The organism is Zoogloea sp. (genome assembly GCF_041904905.1).
Classification (GTDB): Bacteria; Pseudomonadota; Gammaproteobacteria; order Burkholderiales; family Rhodocyclaceae; genus Zoogloea.
This window is the reverse complement of the sequence record NZ_JAYRMI010000134.1, coordinates 1-2,103: the sequence shown is the minus strand read 5'-3', so window position 1 is coordinate 2,103 and position 2,103 is coordinate 1. Positions and strand designations below refer to the sequence as shown.

Annotated in this window: 3 protein-coding genes; 1 reads left to right on the top strand and 2 read right to left on the bottom strand. The window is 66.7% G+C overall.

Translation table 11 applies throughout. The features are described 5' to 3' along the window. Positions 1–822, bottom strand: an 822-nt coding sequence (locus tag ACE3N6_RS19165; protein ID WP_374247417.1) for an alcohol dehydrogenase catalytic domain-containing protein, incomplete at its 3' end; no start/stop codon positions are given. A 6-nt stretch (positions 823–828) separates the two neighbouring features. Further along, positions 829–1,524 (bottom strand): fumarylacetoacetate hydrolase family protein, encoded by a 696-nt coding sequence (locus tag ACE3N6_RS19160; protein WP_374247416.1) that lies wholly within the window; start codon positions 1,522–1,524, stop codon positions 829–831. 118 nt (positions 1,525–1,642) lie between these two features. Between ACE3N6_RS19160 and ACE3N6_RS19155 the strand changes: the two genes are divergently transcribed. Continuing rightward, the coding region (locus ACE3N6_RS19155; RefSeq protein ID WP_374247415.1) for a YqgE/AlgH family protein at positions 1,643–2,103 on the top strand (461 nt) is incomplete at its 3' end.

The window sequence follows — 2,103 nt, the reverse complement described above, 5'->3', positions numbered from 1 at the left end:
GGTGACGCATTTGTACGAAGCCATTGCCGGCAGCACCGGGTCGGGATGGGTGCAGAAGCCGAGCGAGATGACGCGGCCGTAGGGGCGGGCGTGCATCACGGCCTTGTCTAGCATGCCTTCAACGCCGACGGCCTCGATCACCACATCGGGCAGGCCGCCAAGCGCTTCGGCCGCTTCGCCCATTTCGTTTTCGCCGAATGTGACGAAGCCATCCGCGCCCATCTGCAGGCACAGATCGCGGCGGCGGGGCGAACGGGAGGCGGCAATAACGCGTCCCGCGCCCATGCGCCGGGCCCAGTAGATCGCATAGAGTGCTACCGTGCCGCCGCCGAGCACGAGCACCGTCTCGCCCGGCATGAGTTTGCTGCGCCGCATGCCGTAAAGCCCGACCGCCAGCGGTTCGATCAGGGCGCCATCGGAAAGCGAAAGCGTCTGGGGCAGCAGCGTGCAGACGGATTCGGGCACCGCGACAAATTCGGAAAAGCCGCCAAGTGCGGGATGCGGACTGGTGCAGATGATCGGATTATCGCCGTGGTTGCACGCCGGGCAATGCCCGCAGCCCAGCGCCGGGATCACCGCGACCGTGCTGCCCATGCTCAGCCGCTGCGTCCCCTTGCCCAGCGCCACGACTTCGCCGGCGTATTCATGGCCGAACTGCCCGGGCGCATAGTCCCAGCTCTGGCCCTTGGTCATCGAGATGTCGGTGCCGCAGATGCCGCAGCGTTGCACGCGCAGCAGGACCTCGCCGGGGCCGGGTTCGGGATCGGGCAGGGTTTCGATCGTGACCGGCCCGCCGCCGCCCGGATAGATTGCGGCCCGCATCGCCCTTTACTCCGCCGCGCCGATGGTGAGGCGCACGGGTTCCAGCCCTGCGACAGCGCCTTCCAGCGCATCGCCCGGCGCAACCGCGCCTACACCGGCCGGGGTGCCGGTGTAGATCAGGTCACCGGGCGCCAGATGGTACATCCGCGAAAGATCGGCAATCAACTCGGGCAGCGACCAGACCATTTCGGTGAGCGAGGCGTCCTGTTTCCGGGTGCCATTCTGCAACAGCGTGATGCGCTGCCCGGCGATGGGGCCGAATGTTTCGGCGCGCGTGATCGGGGCAATGACAGCGGCGTTCTCGAAGTCCTTGGCGGTATCCCAGGGATAGCCCTTGTCCTTCGCCGCGTTCTGCAGGTCGCGCCGGGTCATGTCGAGGCCGCAGGCATAGCCGAGCACGACGTCCATCGCCTCGCCGGGCGAGACGCGGAACGCCGGCGCGCCGATGGCGGCGACGAATTCCATCTCGTAGTGGCAATTGGCCGTGCCCGGCGGGTAGGGGATCACTGCGCCGGTATGGCAGAGCGCAGCGGGGGCCTTGGTGAACCAGATCGGGGCTTCGCGATCGACCACGTTGCCCAGTTCGCGGGCATGGGCCTCGTAATTGCGCCCGACGCAGAAGATGCGGCGAACCGGGAAGCGGGCATCCTCGCCCTGGATGGGAATGGAGGGTGTTTCAGGCAGCGCGAACAGCAGGCTCACAGAGGCAATCTCCTTGCTAATAGGATGTGCATAGGCCGCCGGAGCGCGGCGGGGAAGCACTCTCGCGCCTGGCGGGAACGCTCTTGCCCCAGCCCGCCAAGCGCCTACATTCGGAAATGTGACCCAGGAACAATACCTCTCCGGAAGAATCCTGCTGGCCATGCCCGGCATGTTCGACCCGCGCTTCGAGCGATCGGTCAACGTGATCTGCATGCATGACGAAAACGGTGCGCTCGGTATCGGCATCGGGCATGAGCGCGATGGCGTCACTTTCCATGAAGTGCTGGAGGAACTCGGGATCGATCCCGGTGTGTCGCCCGATTGTGCGGTGCTGCACGGGGGGCCGGTCGAGCCGGGGCGCGGCTTCATCCTGCATTCCACCGATTGGGGCGGGACGGATACGCTTATGGTCCAGCCGCTCTGCGCCCTGTCCGCCTCGATGGATATCCTGCGCGCCATAGCGGCAGGAAAGGGACCAAGCCGCTGGCTGATGGCGCTCGGCTATGCGGGCTGGGGTGCCGGGCAGCTCGAAGGCGAGATGCGGCATCATGGCTGGTACGCCGCCGACGGCCATCCCGA